We start from the raw sequence: 18,179 nt of genomic DNA, 5'->3' as shown, positions 1-18,179 counted from the left end.
ACGATGGTAGGCGGCTATATCGGCTTGGTGACATACTCGTGTTTGCCACCGGTATGCATGAGATCTACAATTTTGTGTGGCTCCCACTTGACAGCTTGACCGGCGGTTCGGTCTTTATGGTACGTGGCGATTGCGAGCTGCTCCACAGCGATGGCCACGTGGCTGGTGGAGACGCCCCTGCCTCTACGAGCAAGAATCTCCGCCGACCGAAACGAGCAGTGAAGCACCGGTCTGGGGCTGGTGGAATCCTTAGAAGCAGTAAAGTAATTTGCACCCGGACTCTGCCTGCAAGGCACCGGCCGAGACGCCATTGCTGCATCATTTGCCTGACCGGAAAAGCCTGTCGAGAGGCAGCTACTGGATTGAAAGAAATGCTATCATGCACGACCAGAACTGGCGTCGCTGCAAGGCGCGGATACATCGAACAACCACCAGTCCGGTTTACACCTATGTATAGGTTAGATGGGACCAGAAAGCGGGTAAGGTCTTGGCAGAAAAGACTGGGGGAAGGATGCCTGTACCGTCAATGATATTCCGCGTTCGCGATGTGGAGGGATCGGGTCAGAACCTGGTCTTCGCCTTGATTGCGATCGCGCTTGCGGCCGCCGTCTTCTACGTCGATACGTACACCGATATCGAGGGCGCCGTTGCGGTGCTTTATGTGGTCGTTATGTTGCTTGCGGTGCAAGCGAGTACCCGGGTGGGGCTGCTCGTCATCGCAGCCGTTTGTGCCGCCCTCACCCTTGTTTCCTACGTTGTGACACATGGGAAAGATGCCGACCTTCAGTCTACCGTACGCCTGGCCGTCGCACTCGCTGCGCTATGCGTCACGACCATGCTTCTCCTAAAGTCGGAGACGGCTCGCCTCGCGCTACTTTCCATCAATTCCGCGCTGAAGGAGAGCGAGGCAAGATATCGGTCGATCTTCGACCGCACCCGTGTTGCGTTGTGGGAGCGAGACTACTCGAAGCTGCGTGGCTATCTGATCGATGTCCGGGCACAGGGGGTTACCGACATCAAGGCGTATGCGCGCGCGAACCCGTCCGTCCTCGATCATTGTGTGGGTCTTATAAAAGTGGTCGCGGCGAACGAAGCAGCGCGCGAGATGCTGGGATCTGCCTCGGTCAGAAGCCCCCGCCGGTTCATCCTGCCGGGGCAGGAGAAGCTCCTTGACGTGTTTCAGGCGATCATGGACGGTGAACGGGTGTTCGAGGACAAGGTCGAAGTACTCGCCGACAATGGAGAGACGAAGCTCGTATTACTAAGCATCAGCTTCCCGGAAGACCCGGCCGCCTTCAACCGGGTCGTTGTCAGTATGGTCGACGTAACCCAGCGCGAAGTGGCTTTGAAGGCCCTGGCGGAAGCGCAGGCGGAATTGACGAAGGCATCGAAGGCAGCAACGGTTGGCGCGATGTCCGCATCGCTTGCGCACGAGCTCAACCAGCCGCTCGGTGCGATCGTGGTCAACGCGCAGACGCTCTTGCGGTGGCTAGATCGAGATCCACCAGATCTTGTAGCCGTACGCCGTTCGGCCGAGCGAATGATCCGCGACAGCCAGCGGGCGAGCGAGATCATACAAAACACGCGCGGTCTGCTTTCTCCAGCGAGCAATAAGCTCGAAACCCTCAACCTCGGCAGCCTGGTCGATGAGACCATGGCTCTGATGGAGCACGAGCTTCAGCGGAGCGGCACGACGGTGCTTGTCGATCAAAAGCCAGGCGTTCCGTCGGTCCTTGCCGTGAAGATCGAATTGCAGCAGGTCCTGATTAACCTGATCACCAACGCCGTTCAGGCAATGGATGAGGCCGGCTGCCCAGAGCGGATTATCAAGATAGCGATTGAGCGACCTGACATCGAGCACGTGTGCATCGCGTTGCGTGACTCCGGACCCGGGATCACCCAAGATGCGAAGGACAAGCTGTTTTCACCGTTCTTTACGACGAAGGCAACCGGCATGGGCATGGGACTGTCTATCTGCCGCAGTACCTTGGAGGCCCGTGGCGGAAAGCTCGACGGAACCAATCACCCCGAAGGCGGCGCGATATTCGAGATGCGCTTGCCGATAAAGCCGGAGTTGGAACATGCCTGACCTACGCAAATCGCAGAAGCAACCAGCCGGGCCTGTCGTCTTCATCGTCGACGACGATCTCTCCATGCGGGAAGCGCTGACAGACCTGTTCCGTTCGATGAAATTTGACGCCGAGGCATTCGAGAGCGCGGCGTCCTTCATGGAAACGGCGAACTTCAATCGTCCGGGCTGTATTCTTCTCGATGTCCGCCTGCCTGGTGTGAGTGGACTGGATTTCCAGACACAACTCGAACGCATCGGCAGCCAGATGCCCATCATCTTCATGACCGGCTTCGGCGACATTCCGATGAGCGTGCGGGCGATGAAGGCTGGCGCTGTCGACTTCTTGACCAAACCCTTCAAGGATCAGGACATTCTCGATGCCGTCGCGACGGCGATGGAGCACGATACCGCGCGCCGACGCCAGAGTGCGCAGAGTAAGGCCGTCGCATCGCTTGCCGGAAATCTGACTCCACGTGAGCGCGAGGTCATGGACGCGGTGGTCAAGGGGCTGATGAACAAGCAAATCGCCTACGAACTCGGGATCAGCGAGGTCACTGTCAAACTGCATCGCGGCAATGTCATGCGGAAAATGGAAGTTCGCTCGGTGGCCGAGCTTGTAAGGAAGACCGAAATGCTGGGCGAAGGCGTACGACCACCTGTATCTTAGTATGATATCTTTGAGTTGGGCATGAAGGCATAACAAGACTTAGAAAAGCAGCCAGAGAAGGCCCGTTCATTGCCCCCAATCCCAACCATAGCCGTCGTCGACGATGACCAGGCCATCCGTGAAGCCATGGACGATCTTGTCAGGTCCTACGGCTACGAGTGCCGGCTGTTCGCCTCGGCGGAAGAGTTTCTTGCTTTCGAACCGCGATCGGCCATTGATTGCATGCTTGTCGACGTGAAGATGCCCGGCCTCAGCGGGATCGAACTACAGGCTGAATTGAACAGGCATTCGCAGCGCCCCCCAATGATCTTTGTCACCTCGTACAAGGATGAGCGGACACGCAGCACAGCGATGAACGGCGGCGCTTTCGCCTTTCTTGGCAAGCCGGTCGATATCGAAAAACTGATCGGATGCCTCGAATCAGCGCTCGGCCACTGAGCGCTGAAAGTCAAACTGAAATTGCAGCTATTCTGCGCGGAACCATTTAGCGAAACGTCTCGCACGGCCCAGCAAATTAAACCGAGCGGTCGCGGCTGAGAAGCCCGGTGTTCTCACCGGAGCGACACCTTTTGGGGTACTCGGCGCACGCCGCTTCAGGCATACACCGAGGAAGCAAGCAAAGGAGACAGGACTGTGTCCTCATTCACGAACACCCATTTGTCCGAGCAAGACGGATTGCGGTCCCTGAGCGTCAGCCTGGTTAATCACCTGTCTCGCCGATCATACACATTGCGATGCGAGATTCGGCGTCACGAGCCTATCGAGACGATCGATACGACAGCTTTCGACAGGCGGCTTGAATCGCTGCGCAAGTCCATAGACAACGCCGCTTCTGGCATTTGACCTGTCGAACCGCGCCGCCGATTGCTTGATGACGGCGCCGCGCTTCGCCGCTCGCCTATGCAATAGTTGGTTGCTTGCTTATAGCCGTCCCCTCGACCACCGGTGAAAAAAATATATTCGGGGATACGCCTCCTGCCGTCTTGATCTCGGCGGTTACAGCTATGCCGGGAGAGAGGTAAAATGCATCATATTGCTTTCCGCGGTGCGGCTTGCCGACGCCGTCAGCGGCAAGGCATAGGCGCTTTCGCCACACGGGTTTCCGATTTTTGGGACACCTCGTCAATTATACGGGCATCGCGAGGAGAATGGTCGCCAGGGAACCGGACCGGTTGAATAGCGCCCGCGCTTCGCCAGCTGCTAGTCTGCAACTATCTAACGGACCCAACGCTACTGACTGGGTGGCTGTCTCAACTGTTACTTCGCCAGAAATCACGACGTAGATTTTCTCAACGGCCGCATCCTTCAGGGAGGTTCGCGCACCAGGCAACAGGTGCGACAGGCCAATCCAGATGGTGTCGGTGTTCGTTGCTTCCTTCCCCTGAAGGCGCAGGCATTGCATGTCATAGTGCTCGGCCGCCTCGTAGGGCCGAGCTTCCTTGTACCGCGTTACTTGCATGTCGGCTGTCTCAGGGCTTAAACAATACGCGGTCGGCCGTTCCGCGCAGGACAGACGTATATGCCTTGGCCGCGTCACTGAGACCGTAGCAGGTGGCCGGATTGATCGGGAAAGGCTTCAACAGACCTTCCTCGAATTTCCCCTTCAGCCGGTCGAAGATGCGGGCGCCGTCGACCGATGACAGGGCCAGCGTATCGATGCCGATATACTTGTGCCGACCACGGAAGAAGTTGAAGATGTCAAACGGTACGGCGCGATCGAAAGTCGAGATGAAGATCTGCCGCGCCTGCTTGGCCATCGCCTTGTTGGCCAATTCAAAATACGGACTGCCGACGGTGTTGAAGACGATATCAGCTCCGTGGCCGTTGGTCCGCTCGCGAACTATGGCCGCCACGTCATCCTTGCTGCTGTCGAGCATTTCCACCGGGCCGTTGGTATGGCCGATTAGCGGCTGGGCGTTATATTCGACCGCAAAGACTTTGGCGCCCGCCAGGGTCGCGAGCTGGATAGCCGCCTGGCCGACCTTGCCGTTGCCGCCGCATACAAGGACGACATCAGTTGGCTGAACGCCACCGGCCTCGCGCAGACCTTCGTACGCCGTGATAAAGGGAACGCCGATGGAGCCAGCCTCCTCCATGGTGAAATTGGCGGGTTTTTGCCGCACAGCCTTCTCATCAAGCACCATCCATTTGGCATGGCTGCCGTCCTGGCTGATGCCCAATTCGCCGCCACCGCCCCAGATTTCCATTCCGACCATGTGTTTTGGCCCTTCGCGCACGATGCCGCCGAAATCGCGGCCGGGTGTGCGCGGCCAGATGGCATGGGGCATGTGCCCAAGCGAGGCCTTCACATCGCTCGGGTTGACACCTGCCGCGATGATTTCGACCAGTACCTGCCCTGGACCAGGCTGCGGCACGCCAACATCGGCGACCTCGATCTGAAGGTTATCAAGATCGGGCGACGGACCGCTAACCCGCAGCGCCTTGCCCAACTTCGTGTCAATCTGGATGTTCATAGTGTTGTCCTTTCTGAGACCAGCAATTGGGTTCAAGGCTTGAGGTTGAGGATGTCGCGGGCTTGCGATGGGCTTGCGATGGCGCCACCCAACTTTTCGATGATGTCGCGAGCCCGCTCGACAAGTTCGCCATTGCCTTTTGCGAGGACGCCTTTGGCGATGTACGAGTTATCTTCGAGGCCCACGCGGACGTGTCCGCCAAGCAGATAGGCTTGTGCCGCCATTGGGAACGACATCCGCCCGACGCCAAAGCCGGTCCAAGCGGCGTCGCGCGGCAACATACGAGCGGCGGTCGCCATCGCGTCCGTTGTCGACGGGAGGCCATATTTGACGCCGGTGACGATGGTGAACATGGCAGGCGATTTCAGCACACCGGCCTTGAGGAGATCGTGAGCAAGCTGGATGTCGCCCGTGTCGAAAACCTCAAGTTCAGGCTTTGCGCCGGTGCTCTCGATGATCTCTGCCATGACCTTCACGTTGCCAGGGGTGTTGATCACGACCTCGGCCCCGAAAGTCATGGTGTTCAGGTCGAGCGTGGCAATGTCGGGCTTCAAGGCCACGATGTGTTCGACCCGTCGCTCAGGCCGCATCAACGTGGTCCTGGGACCGGCAACGGCGGGATTTTCATCGCTTGGGTGATACCGACCGCCGGGGCCCGTGGTGACGTTGAGGATGACTGCATTGTTCTTCGCGCGGATCCGTTCGATGACCTCGCGATAGTACGCAATCTCCATCGACGGCTTTGCCGTTTCGGGATCGCGGACATGGATATGGACAATAGCCGCGCCCGCGTCCGCTGCTTCGAGACAGGAGTTGGCAATTTCCTCAGGTGTCACCGGCAGACCCGGGTGATTTTCGCGGGTCGTGAGATTGCCGGTAACCGCACAGGTGATGAAAACGTTCTGTTGCATCAGAGATGCCTCCCTCCGTCGACGACGATGCGGGTGCCCGTCGAGAATTTAAGATGCGTTGCACAGGCAAGGATGGCCTCGGCAACGTCGGTCGGCGTGGTGAGACGCTTCAGGGGCGTTGCGGCTGCCGCCTTATCCTTGAACTCTTGGCCGCGGCCGGGAACGAATTCGGTATCGACCACGCCCGGAGAGATAGCCATGACCCGAACCGCTGGAGCGAGGGCGCGGCCGAGCGAGTTCGTCATAATGTCGAGACCCGCCTTTGCGCCACAATAGGCGATGTTCGATCCGATGCCTGTGAAGGCGGCAATCGACGACACGTTGACGATAAGTCCCTGGCCGTGTTCCGCCAGTGCCGGTGCAAAGGCTCGAATGGTCGCAAACACCCCTCGCCAGTTGCTCACGAAAACCTGGTCGATGATCTCGTCGGTGAGTGCGTCGAGATCGGCATGTGGAACCGGCTTTGTCACGCCTGCGGCATTCACGAGGATGTCGGCACGCCCGCAAGCGGAAAGGGCCGCGGCACAGAAAGTCTGGATCGATGAAGTATCCTCGATCGAGACCCTAAGCGCGATATGGCCGCGTCCCGGCAACGCCTCCGCGATCTCACGCGCCCTGGCCTCCCCGGATCGATAGCCGATCACGACTGTGGCACCGGCTCGGGCCAGCAGGCGGCATGTTTCGCTGCCGATACCGCCGGACCCGCCGACCACGATCGCGACCTGACCCTTGAGGGTGTCGAATTGAACGTTCTCACTCATTGTCAGGCCTTCGTTCCAGAGATTGGCGGGATGGGATATGTCGGGTCACCTTCGAGAAGCTTGAATGTGTATTCGCAGGTATAGAAAGGCAGCTGCTCGCTGGGATAATTTGGATGCGGCTCAAGATGCTCGACGAAGTCGCCCACGATCTGAGCCTTCGCACCGAAGACGACGTCGGTTACGAGAGCTTCCTGGGTGTCGGAGAAAATCTGTGTAATCAGCGTCTTGTGACCAGGTGCTGAGACAATGAAGTGAATGTGGGCGGGCCGCATCGGATGCCGCTTCTGCGCATGCAGCAAAACGCCGACTGGGCCATCCGTCGGGACGGGATAGCCCGCGGGCTTAACCGACTTGAAGCGGAAGCTTCCTTGCTCGTTCGTATGGAAGACGCCGCGCAGATTGAAGTCGTCCTGGTCACTGTCCTGGTTTTCGTAGAGTCCCACGGGAGAAGCCTGCCAGATGTCGAGCTTGGCACCCGCGACAGGCGCTCCATCGATATCGACCACGCGACCGGAGAAGAACAGCGTCGGTCCCGGCGTCTCGGATCGGGCGATGCACTCGCCGTCGACACATTCTGGCGCGTGGCCACGATAGAACGGACCGAGAAGTGCCGACATGGTCTCGCCCTGCATGCCGTCATTGTTGATCAGATCGATGAGGGTCGACGCGCCTAGAACATCGGCGGCCAGTACCACCTCGTTGTTGGTCTCATGGGTGTGGTGGCCGAGCGCAGCGATCCAGCGCAGCCCAAACTCAAACTCTTCTTCGGTCGGACGCGTCTCGATGATGAATTGGTGAAGATGGTTGATCAAGGCATCCGTGATCGCCTTGAGGCGCGGATTGGTCGTTTTCGCCATTGCGGTCAGTACCGTTGGCGTCACGTCCGCGATCGTCGCGATCAGCCGGGGTTCGATGGTTACGTGTTGCATTGCTTGTCTCCTCCTGTGTGCTGGCGCGGCCGCTTATGCGGCGACGTGCGCCGTCCGTTGCAGGGATTGCAGATGGGGGTATTTTTCGGTCAGCAGAGACCCGTGATAATAAGTCTGCGCGAAAGCATCGGTTGCTTTGATGTTGCGCAGCCAAAGATCGATCTGGGGCGCATCAGCCCAGAGATGGCCGAGGTTGATGTCGTCCATCCGAACGATCACCGGAATGATGGCGATATCAGCGAGGGTCAGTTCAGCGCCCAGCAGCCAAGGGCCGCCACATTCGCCCAGCCAATGGGCCATGCGGTCGATCCCTCGCTTCAGCCGCCCGAGTGCTTCATCCATTTCCGACTGCGGAAAGCCGGTTCGCCCCATTTTCAAGAGGAACTCGCGTCGCAGCGGCTTGCTTTCACAAACGGCGAGGAACTCCTCTTCCGTCATTGCCTGGTAATGCGGCAGAAAGGCCAGGTTGTATGACGGAACACGTACGGCCGGTGTCAGAACTTCGTCGATGAAGCTCATCATTGCCCGCATCCTCGCCACTTCTATCGGAGGCCGCGGACGCAGTGGCGCGACATCGCCCAGAATATCTTCGAGATATTCCATGATGACGGCGGAATCGACGACGGGCGTGCCGTTGTGAACCAGCGTCGGAACAACACCATTCGGGTTGATCGCGAGATATTCGGGCTTCAGTTGGTCGCCCCTGAACAGATCGAGTCTGTGCTCCTCGAAGGCCCTTCCCTTGGTGTGAAGCGTGTAGCGCACACGCTGACTGCAGGTCGATTGTGGCGCGTTGTAGAGTACGAATTCGGACATGACTTTCTCCTCCTGCCCCTTGGGCAAGTCCGTCACCATGGTGTTGATCGGTTATGGGACTGTCGTCAGTCCCAGTTCAAAATCCGGGGAAGCTTGCCTTTCTTGGCAAGAGTTCCCACCAGGCCGAGAGGGAAGAAGACAAGCCCAAGCGCCATGATCAGACCCGTTCCGAGAATGTTGAGTTCGGAGGCACCCATTGTCGCCACGAACAGTTCGTTGAGCGCGACGATGGCGACAGCTCCAATGACTGGTCCCGCGATCGTGCCCTTTCCTCCGAGAATGCACATCAGGACCATGTTGGCCGAGATGCCGATGATCAGGAAAATGTTGGGCCGCAGGTAGGTCAGGTACTCACCCCACACCGCTCCGGCCATGCCAACGAAGAAGGCCGACAGCGCGAACGCCAGTACCTTGTACAGCCGCGTGTTTATCCCGGCACTTTCCGCCTTGATCTCATCCTTGGAGATGGCGCGGAGACCAAGACCAAACTTTGAGTGCTTGATCCTGTAGCTTGCCCAGACCGTGAAGGCGGCAATGGCGATAAACGCGTAGTAGTACGGCAGTTTGGTCCATTGAGCCGATAGACTGTTCGAGGGCAATGTCAGGCCATTCGTGCCGCCAATGAATGCCCAGTTGTCGAACAGGATCCGCGCAATCATCAGCAGTGCGATCGAGGAGATAATGAAGCTCGGCCCGCGTACCCGCAATGTCACGAGCCCGATGAGATAACCGACCGCCGCTGCGATGAGGCCAGCCAGGGGGGCCGTCACGATCGTTGAGATACCGTAGCGGGCAAGCAGCATTCCGGCCACGTAGCCACCGATGCCAAAGAAGACGCTATGGCCGAGGGAGATATAGCCTGCAAAGCCACCCAATATGTTCCATCCGGAAGCCATCGCGACAAAGGATGCAGCAAAAAGCACGAGATGAAGGAGGTAGTTGAAATTGCCTGCGAACTGCAAAAGTGGCAGTGCAATCAGGATGGTGAGCAGTGCAAGCGGAAACCAAGTGGCTCGCGTTTGATCGGCCTTCAGCGCCAGTTTCTCGTTATGCGCACGCCGGGCTTCAACCACGCTGTTCGTGCTTGAGTGAGGGAATGTGACCGTCATTACGCCATCTCCGGTTTTTCGCCGAACAGGCCCTGTGGCCGGACGAGCAGGACAATGAAAAGTGCGAGGAAGAATGTCATCGTCGACCATGTCGCGCCGATCCAGGTGCCGACGAAGGCCGCGACGAGCGACAGGCCCAGGGCTGCCACGACGGTGCCGAGGATGCTCCCCATACCGCCGAGCACGACGACAGACATCAGCATAGCGATCCATTCCCAATGCTTGGCCGGGAAGAAGCTGAAGACGAAGCTGACAAGCGAACCAGCGGCGCCTGCGAGACCGATCCCGATAGCGAAGGCGAGGATGCTGATCGCGTTGACGTTAACGCCCAGCAGTTCAGCGGCTTCGCGGTTCTGTGTCGTGGCGCGGATCGCGTAGCCAAGCCGCGAGTATTTCAGGAAGAGCGTCAGACCGCCGATAATCAGCAGCGAGACAATACCGGCGTAGAGCTGACCCTTCGGAATGAAGAGATCGCCGATGAAGATCGCATCTGTCGCGTAGGCCGGAGACGTAATGCGCTGCGTGTTCGTAAACATGCCGCCGAGCAATCCTTCTGCCATCGTCGCCAGCGCGAAGGTCAGCAGCACCGTCATCTCGGAATATTTCGCGTTCTTGGCCTCGCGCTCGAAGAGGAGTTTGTAAAGCACCACCCCGACCGCGGCCATTGCGATCGAAGCAACCGGCACCATGAGGATGGGATCGAGGCCGAGGAGTTTGAAAGCCCAGTAGGCGATATACGCTCCGCCGATGATCAGAGCCGGATGTGCAAGGTTCACGATCCGCATCACGCCGAAGACCAACGACAGTCCTGATCCCATAAGTGCTATGACGCCGCCGAGCGCGAGCCCGAGCACCAATATCTGGATAAATTGAGCCATGTTGTTCCCCTTTCAGGCGGCAGCTTTCTTGCCACCAAGGTAGAGTTCCCGGATTCGAGGGTCGGCGAGAATGTCTTTCGCGGGCCCTTGAAATAGGGTTCGTCCGAGATCGAGCACGACGCCCCAATCGGAATTCTTGAGCCCCATCAGGGCATTCTGCTCGACGAGCAACACTGTGATGCCGTCCGCCGACATCATCTTCATGATGTCGAACATCTCTTGAATTACCTTCGGCGCCAGACCGAGCGAGGGTTCGTCGAGCATGACGATACTAGGCTTGATTATCAGCGTGCGGGCCATCGCCAACGTCTGCTGCTGGCCACCCGACATCGTCCCGGCGTGCTGATCAGCCTTCTCCTTAAGCATCGGGAAACGCTCCAGGATTTCGTCAACGCGCCGGTAAAGCTCTTTCTGGCCATCGAGAATGAAGCCGCCCATCCGCAGATTTTCTCGTACGGTCATCTTTGCAAAGAGAGCACGCTCTTGCGGCACGAAGCAGATGCCTTCCCGCAGGATTTGGTCGGGACGCATTCCGTTCAGTCTCTTGCCTTTTAAGATCACGTCGCCCTTGCGGATTTTGAGCATTCCGCAGATTGACTTCATCAGCGTCGACTTGCCCGCTCCATTCGGACCGATGATGCAGTGCACTTTGCCCGGTTCGACGGTCAGACTGGCACCATCAAGGATTGCCGGGCCATCGCCGTAGCCAGCGGTGATATTTGTGACTTGGAGGAGTTCCTGCATCAGGCCGCCTCCTCTTCCAACACGCCGCCAAGATAGGCATCGAGGACCTGCGCGTCCTTGCGCACGATATCCGGGGTGCCCGAACAGATGACCTTGCCCTGCGCCATGACCACGACCTTGTGGGATAGCCGCATGATGAGATCCATGTTGTGCTCGACGATAAGGACCGTGAGGCCCATTTCATTCAGCGCCCGAATCCGATCGACGATCTCTTCCATGAGCGTGGGATTAACGCCACCGGCAGGTTCGTCGAGCAGGATGATTTTCGGTTCCGACATCAAAAGCGCGGCCAAATCCATGAGCTTTTTCTGCCCGTAGGAAAGATTGTGCCCATCCTCGTAGGCGATGCGCGTAATCCCCAGAAACTCCAGGATCGACATCGCCTTGTCTTTTTCCTCGCGGCTGATTGCTGGACGGAAGAGCCCGCTAATTCCATTGACCTTCGACTGGACGATGACATTTTCGATGACCGTCATGTCGGACAGATTGCGCGATATCTGAAAGGTGCGACTAAGGCCCTTGGCCGTGATCTTATGGGGGCGCAGCTGCTCGATGCGCTCACCGTCGAGCCATATCTCACCGGACGTCGGCGTGACGGTGCGGCTGATGCAATTGAACGCGGTGGTTTTTCCTGCTCCGTTGGGTCCAATCAACGCTGTGATCGAGCCTTTCTCGACCGTGAAGGAAGCGCCGTCCACGGCTCGCAGCCCTCCATAGTACTTGCATAGGTTTCTGACCTCTAGCATCGCCCGATCCTCCTTCGTTCGCTGGCTTGGTTTGCGGGGCGGCGCGCGTCCGCCCCGTTCGAGGTTTTGTCAAAAGCCCGCCTTGGGATAGCTCAACGGGGAAACTCCCTGAAACTCGTCCTTGGGATAGACGAACTTCAGCTGCCCGCCCTGCCATTGCGTCATGATGTACGACTTGTCCTTCGCGAGGCCGCGATCGTCCCAGGAGAAGCGTCCAAGCACGGTCCGCACCGGGCTGTCCTTCGTACGCGCGTGAAGCCATTCGGCCATCTTCGCATTGTCAGTCGAACCGGATCCCGCAATCGCTTGCTCAATCCCCTGGCAGACAGCAAACGGGATGGCGCTGTCTTCGTCGGGGTCAACGCCATAGGCTGCATTGAAGGCCTTGACGAAGTCCTCATTGGTGAACGGCTTTCCTGCCAGCGTGCTTTCGAAAGGTGCATCCTTGTGCCAGTTAGCGTGCACCATGACGCCCTCGGCGGCGCTTGCGCCGACACCCTCGATAAACTCGTGTTGAGCGCCCTGGCTGAGGTAGACGAACTTCGGCGTCGCGCCGACTGTCTTAAGGGCACGGGTCAGCTGTACGGCCTCTTCCTCCGATGCCGTCAGACCGACAATCAGTTCGGCGCCAGAACGCTTGATGGAGTTGGCGAGGTTGAGCCAGTCATTGAACCCATCGTCCGGCCACTTTTCCTGCATGACGACGTCAATACCCGCCTCCTTGAGATATCCTGGCGCGAGGTCGGCGATCTGCTTGTTTGTCGCCGCGTCGACTACCTTCTCGCCAAGCAGGCCCGATGCGATCGCGTTGGCGAAGAAGTCGTCGGCGTGGACGATGGCAGCTGACTTCGGTCCCTGCCCAGCCGGGATCAGGTCCTTGATGACGTTGACGACGTCTTTTCCAGTGTATTCCGCGGCGCCAACCTGAAAATAGAAGAGGTTCTTGTATCCCTGCTCGTAGATGCGCAACGCACCGCCGGAGGGCACGGGGTGAACCATGTTATACTTCGACAGTATGCTTGCCACGGGATACGTCAGGCGGCTCGAGAACGTTCCGTAGACGGCATCGACCTTGTCGACGTTGATGAACCGTTCGTATTGATTGATCGCGGTTGCCGGGTCCGAACGATTGTCGCTGACAACGAGATCAACTGGACGACCGAGGATTCCACCTCCGTCGTTTATCAGTTTAGTGCACAGCTCATAACCGCGTTTATGCTTTTCGCCGCTGACGGCAAGGCCGCCGGTAATAGGTAGCGACGCGCCAATCTTGATATCGTCCGCATGAGCGGCTGGTGCATTCAACGCCAGGACAGTGGTTGCTAGAAGGACTGAAAGTTTCATCGAGACTCCTCCATTCTCCGAAACTTGCTGCGCAATCGATTGCGTACACGCTCGCCAAAAGCCGTAGTCCGACCGTGAAATACCACGGTCACCTCCATGACCTGCGGATTCAACTGAGTTACGCAATCGATTGCATTAGGAGGTAGCATACGTCTTATCATATCGTCAACAAATTCATGCAATCGATTGCTTAAATATCAGGAGTCGCTAGTATGACCTCCGTTGAAGGGTCGAAGTACATGCTAAAAAAACGCATCACATTGAAGGACATAGCACGCGAGACCGGGGTCCACGTGTCGACAGTCTCCCGCGCCCTCGATCCTGTGGAATGCAAGCACCTTACAGAGGAAGTCGCCAATCGAATTCAATCCGCGGCCAAAACGCTTGGTTACCGCCCCAATCGGATTGCCGCCGGGCTTCGCACCAATCGGACCATGACGGTTGGCGTAATTATCCCTGACATCACCAACGTCATCTTCCCCCCGATCCTGCGCGGGATTGAGAGTGTTCTCGAACCGCTAGGTTACGCCTCGATCATCGTGAATACCGACAGTGATCCAGAGCGGGAGGAACGATTGATAGACGTTTTGCGGGACCGAGGCGTCGACGGGGTTATTCATGCGGCCGTCCTGCGAAACGATCCCGCGATTGCAAAGGCGGCTGATGATGGGTTGCCCGTGGTGACATTGAACCGAAAGGTTGACGGTTCGCCAATACCTTCGATCGTCAACGATGACGATTCTGGGATCTGTCAAATGCTGCGGCATCTTCGGGATCTTGGTCATACGCGCATTGCCCACATATCCGGCCCTCAGGATTTGTCGACGGGCCAGCTTCGTTTAGCGGCCTTTCGACGGGCGGCCGATGACATGAACGTTGCGGTCAATGACGAATTGATCGAGGTTGCTTCACGCTTCGACGAGGCGGAAGGGGCACGTTGCCTTCTCAACCTGTTAGCCAAGGGCAAGCCATTCACAGCGGTTCTGTGCGCCAACGATCGACTTGCTCTTGGAGCAATTGAGGCATTGAGGGAGCGAAGCATTGGCTGCCCAGGGCAGATATCGGTCACCGGCTTCAATGACATGCCATTCCTGAACCTCGTTCAGCCACAACTTACAACCGTCCGCATACAGCAATTCGGCGCCGGAAAGGCGGCGGCGGGCGTCCTGCTGCAACTGCTGAACGGCGATAGCTCCGCTCCGAGGGAGACTATCTTGCCGGTGGAGCTTGTGGTCCGTAACAGCACGGGCTCTGCCCCAGAAATTCCCGCTTCGGTGTTGCCTAAACCCAACGACCCGGCTGGAGCTATTCAACAATAAATTGAGGAGCGCTCTGTGGCGAGAAACTTCTTTATACCGTCTAGAATTGGCAGCCCACAAATCGATGAACTCATCGGCCCAGCAAGAGGGCGCGTCCCAGACGGCATGATCAATCAAGCGGTCGCACCTTCGAAAGCGTAGCAAATGGTAGCGCCAGCAATCATCAGATCGTGAGTGTACTCTACATCCGCGTGAACCAGATACACCGCCGGCTATCTGGTGACAATGTACGTGTCCCTTCCATGGCCATCCTAACGCCCGCGAGCACCCTGGCCCCGGTTGACGATCCTTGATCATTCGTCCCAGCCATCATCCTTTATCTCCGTTGGCTTCTCCTCGCCCGTCAGCCGGGACGATCGATCGTGGGCGTCATGACGTTGCGCCGGCTGCTGTAGCAGCCGGCGCAGACATGACGGGGAGAGCTCAAACCGTGGTTGGCCGCACATCCGAAATAAAATACTAAGGCTGATCAAACGCGGTTTACCAAGTCTCGATCGATGCTACTAATTGGGAATGGGCTCTGACGCGAGTCGGATGAGGAAATCTGGATGGCAATCGAATTTCCGAAAGTTGTAGGGTGTTCCTCACTAGCATTTCTTGTGACGGTCACGGTCAATATGTCAGTCATTCCGTCTCATGCCGGCGAGCAAATCTTTGATGAATTACGCTTCGGAGCATCCGCATCGATACAGGGCGGCGGCGAGCACGAAGACGGTATCTTTCCCGAGGTGACGGTGTTCTTTGATCCCTTCGGTCAGGACTCCGCGACGGGCTTTGAGCAACAGCTTCTGCGCCCGCGCATCAATCTCGGCACCTCGATCGGCACATCGGGGGAAGCCACCCAAATCTTTGCGGGTCTCTCCTGGACTGCAAACTTCAACGACCAGGTCTTTGCCGAAGCCGGCTTCGGCGGCGTCTGGCACGATGGGGAGCTCGAAGGCAACACGGATGGCCCGAATCTCGGCTGTCGATTCCTCTTTCGAGAATCCCTGGGTGTCGGTTACCGCTTTGACCAACACTGGAATGTCATCGCCCAGGTTGCCCATTCGTCGCATGCCAATCTCTGCGATGGTCCGAACAACGGCATGACGCGCGCCGGTATTCAGGTCGGCTACAAGTTCTGAGCTGCCAGCGATTTTCTGCCGTCGATCACCAAAAGAAATTCAGGCCAATCTATCCGATAAGCTCGACCCGACAAACTTGAAAGTCCGCTCATGAGATACATTGGCGAAGGCCGTTTGCGCGAGCGCGCTTTTGGATAGGTCTACACCTCTGCGCTCTCGGTGCCCAGCACCAACAGGACAGTCATAGCTCCCTCAAGGCTGCTACCGAGCTTTCAGTGATGATATCCTCGACGACCGCAACTATCTCCGGAAGGAGATCGGTGCCTTCGGACATGACATATCAGTTTGACGCTGCCCCCACGCACGGCCCGAATGGTCGCGGCCATATTACCGGTCTGACCTCGGCATTCTCTGCTATCCGAAAAATGTGGATGGCTGGCGGTCCCGTGAAGGTGACGATGCTTACTTTCGCCATCGGCAGCACAAAGATTGCGTTATTTAGAAAAGCGCAAAGACATTGGCAGGTGCAAGGTCTGCTTCACGGCCGAATCCGGGCGCAAAGCTATTACAGGCGAAGACGTCCCTGGTCTTGACAGGATACGAGCTGTTGACCTTGCGTTCCGTTTCGTAAGTAAGTGATCTGACAAAGAATGTGTGGGAAAGACGGAACCGAGCTGAAACACTGAGACCGGCGCAAACCAAGACCGGGCTGGCCAGTTCAAGCGCAGTCGCCACGTCTTCATTCTCTCATTATCGACAGCAGGCCCAACCTCCATCCCATCAGCTTGGCGAAATTCGCGCGACAGCTAACCTGATGCCTACACCCCATCAGCGCAAGTTCTTCAGTGAATCCGCGTCTGCAGACTGACGGAGTCGCGGCGGTTGGTCTTCACCCGATCGCCCGCTCGCTTGGGCACCAGCGATGGCGTCACCGCCACGCAGTTATGCGCAAGTTCGATGAATTTTAAGATATCCCCCTCATGGTTCGCCCTCGCCAAGCATGGGCCCTGCTGCGGCCCATCCGGAGCAATCCGCCGATTCAGCTTAGCGCGGGCCACCTTCACTCCACGAACATACAGTATAGAGCGGCGGCGGCCCGTATTATATCTCGGCTTCTACGCGTTAGAACCTATCCAGTTTCGCAGTAAGTAGTCTCCGAACAATGGAACCGTGAAAGCTATGTCGGCATATGAAGGGCTGTAGATCATCCTTTTTTATGATACTGGCCCGCAAAGGCCCGAGCTTGGTAGGCGGCTCTTTCATCATCTCTGCAACGTCGCCGGATTTGGAAGGCCCCTCGCCTAACTTAGCCATGGCGAAAACGTATTCACGTTCGCGCGGCGTCAGGCGGTCAAAGCGTACCCTAAAAACCCATCGTCAAGTCTTTGAAGGGCTCGCTGGGATGACTGATCCACGTCAGCAGCATCTATCGGCGACTGATTGTAAGCGCGAATTTCTGCGCACCTTCTGAAGCGAAGTGCTCTCAGGCATGAAGTGTCCACCAAAATAGGTGGACACCAAATCATGGAAGAAGATGAGCAAAGACTGCGGGTGCGGCTTGTGGGTAGTGACGGACGACGTCGATATGACCCAGCTTCGGTAGATCGTCTTGTTGCAGCCTGTCTTGAACCGGGTGTCTCGGTATCGCGGCTTGCGCTTGAACACGGCGTTAATGTCAATCTCCTGCGGAAATGGATACAGAGGGCCAAGCGGCTTGGTCATCCTGTGCCTGCGGGTCCGGCGTTCGTTCCGGTTCAGGTCGGTCCCGATCGGAGCCTGCCAGTGCAGCGCAGCAGCTTGGATAAAAGCATCAAGAGGCTGTCTTGTGCGGCCAAGCTGAGCGCTTCACTGCCGAACGGGGTGAGCGTGACGGTGGAATGCAGTGATGTCGATGGGTTGGCAGCAATAATAGGAGCGCTGGGTCATGTTCAGACTTGGCGCTGATCTCCAGGTTTACCTGCATCGTGAGCCGATCGACTTTCGGGCCGGCATCAACAGCCTCGCGGTCCTGGTCCAGGAGACGATGGCGCTGGATCCCTTTGCTCCTGCGGTTTTTGCCTTTTGTAATCGCCGTCGCGACCGGGTGAAGCTCCTGTTCTTTGATCGGTCCGGTTTTGTGATGGTCCTGAAGAAATTGACGGAAGACAGGTTCCGATGGCCCCGCCGAGAGACTGCGGTGGTGACGCTGACGACAGAGCAGCTGCATTGGATTCTCGATGGCATCGATATCGATGCGATGATCCGCCATCCGGTGCGGCAATATCAGATCGCCGGCTGAGGATGGCGAATTGAGCTGTTGACGCAAAGGGGCGGTTCAGATTCAAGAATCTGATGACTCGAACCGGC

The 18,179-nt window shown here is 57.7% G+C and carries 18 protein-coding genes and 1 pseudogene; 7 read left to right on the top strand and 12 right to left on the bottom strand.

Translation table 11 applies throughout. The features are described from left to right. The first annotated feature begins 526 nt into the window (after positions 1-526). From FHT97_RS20105 to FHT97_RS20095, 3 genes are all read left to right on the top strand, one after another. Positions 527-2,089 (top strand): ATP-binding protein, encoded by a 1,563-nt coding sequence (locus FHT97_RS20105; protein ID WP_246712697.1) that lies wholly within the window; start codon positions 527-529, stop codon positions 2,087-2,089. After that, positions 2,082-2,738: a response regulator transcription factor gene (locus FHT97_RS20100; protein WP_183864023.1), complete on the top strand. Its 657-nt coding sequence runs from the start codon at positions 2,082-2,084 to the stop codon at positions 2,736-2,738. The genes FHT97_RS20105 and FHT97_RS20100 overlap by 8 nt, the downstream gene beginning before the upstream one ends. A gap of 69 nt (positions 2,739-2,807) precedes the next feature. Continuing rightward, positions 2,808-3,176: a response regulator gene (locus tag FHT97_RS20095; RefSeq protein WP_183757819.1), complete on the top strand. Its 369-nt coding sequence runs from the start codon at positions 2,808-2,810 to the stop codon at positions 3,174-3,176. A 688-nt stretch (positions 3,177-3,864) separates the two neighbouring features. On the opposite strand, the gene FHT97_RS20090 is transcribed toward FHT97_RS20095, so the two are convergent. The 11 genes from FHT97_RS20090 to FHT97_RS20040 form a co-directional block, all read right to left on the bottom strand. Further along, the gene (locus FHT97_RS20090; RefSeq protein ID WP_183864022.1) at positions 3,865-4,197 is read right to left on the bottom strand and encodes a cupin domain-containing protein; all 333 of its coding nucleotides are present in this window, start codon (positions 4,195-4,197) and stop codon (positions 3,865-3,867) included. 10 nt (positions 4,198-4,207) lie between these two features. Next, positions 4,208-5,212, bottom strand: a complete 1,005-nt coding sequence (locus FHT97_RS20085; RefSeq protein ID WP_183864021.1) for a zinc-binding alcohol dehydrogenase family protein — start codon at positions 5,210-5,212, stop codon at positions 4,208-4,210. A gap of 32 nt (positions 5,213-5,244) precedes the next feature. Next, the gene (locus FHT97_RS20080) at positions 5,245-6,123 is read right to left on the bottom strand and encodes a 3-keto-5-aminohexanoate cleavage protein (protein WP_183864020.1); all 879 of its coding nucleotides are present in this window, start codon (positions 6,121-6,123) and stop codon (positions 5,245-5,247) included. Then, positions 6,123-6,884 (bottom strand): SDR family oxidoreductase, encoded by a 762-nt coding sequence (locus FHT97_RS20075; RefSeq protein ID WP_183864019.1) that lies wholly within the window; start codon positions 6,882-6,884, stop codon positions 6,123-6,125. Before FHT97_RS20075 ends, FHT97_RS20080 begins: the two co-directional genes overlap by 1 nt. A gap of 2 nt (positions 6,885-6,886) precedes the next feature. After that, positions 6,887-7,813 carry a dioxygenase gene (locus FHT97_RS20070; RefSeq protein ID WP_183864018.1) on the bottom strand — a complete coding sequence of 309 codons (927 nt, stop codon included), beginning with the start codon at positions 7,811-7,813 and terminating at the stop codon, positions 6,887-6,889. A 33-nt stretch (positions 7,814-7,846) separates the two neighbouring features. Beyond that, entirely contained in the window at positions 7,847-8,629 is a 783-nt protein-coding gene (locus tag FHT97_RS20065; RefSeq protein WP_183864017.1) for a glutathione S-transferase family protein, read from the bottom strand. A 65-nt stretch (positions 8,630-8,694) separates the two neighbouring features. Continuing rightward, entirely contained in the window at positions 8,695-9,738 is a 1,044-nt protein-coding gene (locus FHT97_RS20060) for a branched-chain amino acid ABC transporter permease (RefSeq protein WP_183757806.1), read from the bottom strand. Further along, positions 9,738-10,616, bottom strand: coding sequence for a branched-chain amino acid ABC transporter permease (locus tag FHT97_RS20055; protein WP_183864016.1), 879 nt, complete (start codon positions 10,614-10,616; stop codon positions 9,738-9,740). Before FHT97_RS20055 ends, FHT97_RS20060 begins: the two co-directional genes overlap by 1 nt. A gap of 12 nt (positions 10,617-10,628) precedes the next feature. Continuing rightward, positions 10,629-11,360: an ABC transporter ATP-binding protein gene (locus FHT97_RS20050; protein WP_183864015.1), complete on the bottom strand. Its 732-nt coding sequence runs from the start codon at positions 11,358-11,360 to the stop codon at positions 10,629-10,631. Continuing rightward, positions 11,360-12,106: an ABC transporter ATP-binding protein gene (locus FHT97_RS20045; RefSeq protein WP_183757800.1), complete on the bottom strand. Its 747-nt coding sequence runs from the start codon at positions 12,104-12,106 to the stop codon at positions 11,360-11,362. The genes FHT97_RS20050 and FHT97_RS20045 overlap by 1 nt, the downstream gene beginning before the upstream one ends. Positions 12,107-12,175: 69 nt before the next feature. Beyond that, positions 12,176-13,450, bottom strand: a complete 1,275-nt coding sequence (locus tag FHT97_RS20040) for an amino acid ABC transporter substrate-binding protein (protein WP_183757798.1) — start codon at positions 13,448-13,450, stop codon at positions 12,176-12,178. A 212-nt stretch (positions 13,451-13,662) separates the two neighbouring features. Between FHT97_RS20040 and FHT97_RS20035 the strand changes: the two genes are divergently transcribed. Both FHT97_RS20035 and FHT97_RS20030 read left to right on the top strand, forming a co-directional pair. Beyond that, entirely contained in the window at positions 13,663-14,769 is a 1,107-nt protein-coding gene (locus FHT97_RS20035; RefSeq protein ID WP_246712696.1) for a LacI family DNA-binding transcriptional regulator, read from the top strand. Positions 14,770-15,317: 548 nt separating this feature from the next. Then, positions 15,318-15,893 carry an acyloxyacyl hydrolase gene (locus FHT97_RS20030; RefSeq protein ID WP_183757797.1) on the top strand — a complete coding sequence of 192 codons (576 nt, stop codon included), beginning with the start codon at positions 15,318-15,320 and terminating at the stop codon, positions 15,891-15,893. Positions 15,894-16,678: 785 nt separating this feature from the next. Here the strand turns inward: FHT97_RS20030 and FHT97_RS30915 are convergent. Then, positions 16,679-16,798 (bottom strand): annotated as a pseudogene (locus FHT97_RS30915) (IS110 family transposase); the annotation flags it as partial. A 559-nt stretch (positions 16,799-17,357) separates the two neighbouring features. On the opposite strand from FHT97_RS30915, the gene FHT97_RS20025 reads away from it, so the two are divergent. Together FHT97_RS20025 and tnpB are read left to right on the top strand one after the other, a co-directional pair. Continuing rightward, entirely contained in the window at positions 17,358-17,777 is a 420-nt protein-coding gene (locus FHT97_RS20025) for a transposase (protein WP_113451387.1), read from the top strand. Then, positions 17,758-18,111, top strand: coding sequence for an IS66 family insertion sequence element accessory protein TnpB (tnpB, locus tag FHT97_RS20020; protein WP_113451388.1), 354 nt, complete (start codon positions 17,758-17,760; stop codon positions 18,109-18,111). The genes FHT97_RS20025 and tnpB overlap by 20 nt, the downstream gene beginning before the upstream one ends. The last annotated feature ends 68 nt before the right edge of the window (positions 18,112-18,179 follow it).

Origin of the sequence: Rhizobium sp. BK399, assembly GCF_014194695.1 — a bacterium.
Taxonomy (GTDB): domain Bacteria; phylum Pseudomonadota; class Alphaproteobacteria; order Rhizobiales; family Rhizobiaceae; genus Rhizobium.
This window is presented reverse-complemented; position numbering and strand designations above follow the sequence as displayed.